This window comes from Burkholderia sp. Ac-20353 (assembly GCF_017104785.1).
Classification (GTDB): domain Bacteria; phylum Pseudomonadota; class Gammaproteobacteria; order Burkholderiales; family Burkholderiaceae; genus Burkholderia.
In genome coordinates, this window is sequence record NZ_JAAGPL010000428.1 from 1 (window position 1) to 1,910 (window position 1,910).

The window sequence follows — 1,910 nt, forward strand, 5'->3', positions numbered from 1 at the left end:
TGTCGCGCCGGCGGCGCCGACCACGAGCGGCGCGAGCACGAGCGCGGGCCAGAAGCCGACGCGTGCGGCGATGCTGTAGCCGACATACGCGCCGAGCATGTAGAAGCTCGCGTGTGCGAAATTGAGCACGCCCTGCACACTGAAGATCAGCGTGAGGCCCGCCGACAGCATGAACAGCAGCAAGCCGTAGCTGAGGCCGTTGAAGGCCTGGAGCGCGAACGTGTGCAACGCGCGTGCCGTCAGGCAGCGAGCAGGTCGAGCGCGGCGCGCAGCGCGTCGGGCAGCGGCACGGGCCGGCGCGTGTCGCGATCGACGTACACGTGGACGAAATGGCCCTGTGCGGCCGGCGCGGCTTCGCCGTGCGCGAACAGCCCGATCTCGTAGCGCACGCTCGACGTGCCGAGCTTCGCGACGCGCAGCCCCGCGTCGACCGCCTGCGGGAACACGAGCGGCGCGAAGTAGTTGCACTGCGTCTCGACGACGAGCCCGATCGTCTGCGCACGCTCGATGTCGAGCACGCCGGCGCGGATCAGGTATTCGTTCACGACCGTGTCGAAGTAGCTGTAGTAGACGACGTTGTTCACGTGCCCGTAGACGTCGTTGTCCATCCAGCGGGTCGTGATCGGCAGGAAGTGGCGGTAGGCGTCGCGGGAACGCGGCTGCGGCTTGTCGGACATGGTGAAGGTGGTCAGGGTCGGGACGATGGGAGCGCGCGGGTCATTGCCCGGGCCTGTCGACGAACTCGAAATCGAGCCCGCGCGCGCGCATCCAGTCGGCAAGCGCGAAGCCGGTGCCGGCACGCCACGGCCGCAGCAGCGGCGGCTCGACGAGCCGGTATTCGAGCAGCTCCGGCGACAGCGTGACCGCGCCCGACGCGCGCACATGGTACGCGATGATCAGTTCGTTCTTGCGGATGAATTCGTAGACGCCGACGAGAGAAATCTGCTCGGCCTTCAGCGCGGTTTCCTCGAACACCTCGCGCGCGATGCCGTCCTCCGGCGTCTCGCCGCGCTCGAGGAACCCGGTGATCAGCGCGAACATCCCTTCCGGCCACGCGGCGTTGCGCGCGAGCAGGATCTTGCCGTCGATCTCGACGATCGCGGCAACGACGGGCAGCGGGTTATTCCAGTGGACGTAGCCGCAGGTTTCGTCCGGACAGGCCTGGCGGATGCGGCCGCCCTCCTCGGCAGGATCGGCGCGCTCGGTGAGCGGTTTCGCGCAGCGCGGGCAAAAGCGGTAGTCGGCGAGAGTCATCGATGGGGACATGGCGGACGCTGCGATGCCGCCCGCAGGACGGCCCGCACGCCCGCTCGGCACGGGAAAGGCTTCATTCTAGCGAGTTTGCCCGCGACGCTGCGGATCTGGCCCCGGTCATGACAGGGTTGATCGTGTGCGTCCCATGGCCCCATGTCGCACGCGCCCATGCGTACGGCGCGCTTCGCGCCCGGTCACGCGTTGCGCCGCGCGCGCCACGCGAACCCCGCGGTGCCGACGACGAGCGACGCCACCGCAACCCACAGCGCGGGCGTGAAGGTGCCCGCATACGCGACCAGCGGCGCCGCAACGAGCGGCCCGGCAATCTGCCCGATCCCGTACGACGCAGTCGCATAGCCCATCAGCCCGGCCGCACGATCGCCATGCAGCCGGCGCGCTTCGCGCATCGCGAACAGCGTGATCGCGGTGAACGGCAGCCCGAGCAGCATGCTGCCAAGTGCGAGGCCCGGCGCGCTCGGCCAGACGATCCCGAGCGCGATCCCGGCCGCCTGCACCGCACAGCCGCCCGCGAGCAGCAGCCGGTTGTCCCAGTGCGCGGGCAGCCGCGCGGCGGCCACCGCGCCGACGCTCACCGCCGCGCCGAACATCGGCCAGAACAGGTCGGGCCACGGCGAGCCGGCCGGCAGCACCGCGCG

3 protein-coding genes and 1 pseudogene are annotated in these 1,910 nt (G+C 70.3%); all 4 read right to left on the bottom strand.

Going from position 1 to position 1,910, the window contains the following annotated elements; all coding sequences use genetic code 11:
- A pseudogene (locus G3N94_RS40935) lies at window positions 1–228 on the bottom strand (branched-chain amino acid ABC transporter permease); the annotation flags it as partial.
- Window positions 229–239: 11 nt separating this feature from the next.
- Entirely contained in the window at window positions 240–677 is a 438-nt protein-coding gene (locus tag G3N94_RS40940) for a thioesterase family protein (protein WP_205799855.1), read from the bottom strand.
- Between the two features lie 40 nt (window positions 678–717).
- Complete coding sequence (locus tag G3N94_RS40945) at window positions 718–1,254, bottom strand: NUDIX domain-containing protein (protein WP_205799857.1); 537 nt, start codon at window positions 1,252–1,254, stop codon at window positions 718–720.
- A gap of 194 nt (window positions 1,255–1,448) precedes the next feature.
- A partial coding sequence (locus G3N94_RS40950; RefSeq protein ID WP_205799856.1) for a YbfB/YjiJ family MFS transporter occupies window positions 1,449–1,910 on the bottom strand: 462 nt, incomplete at its 5' end.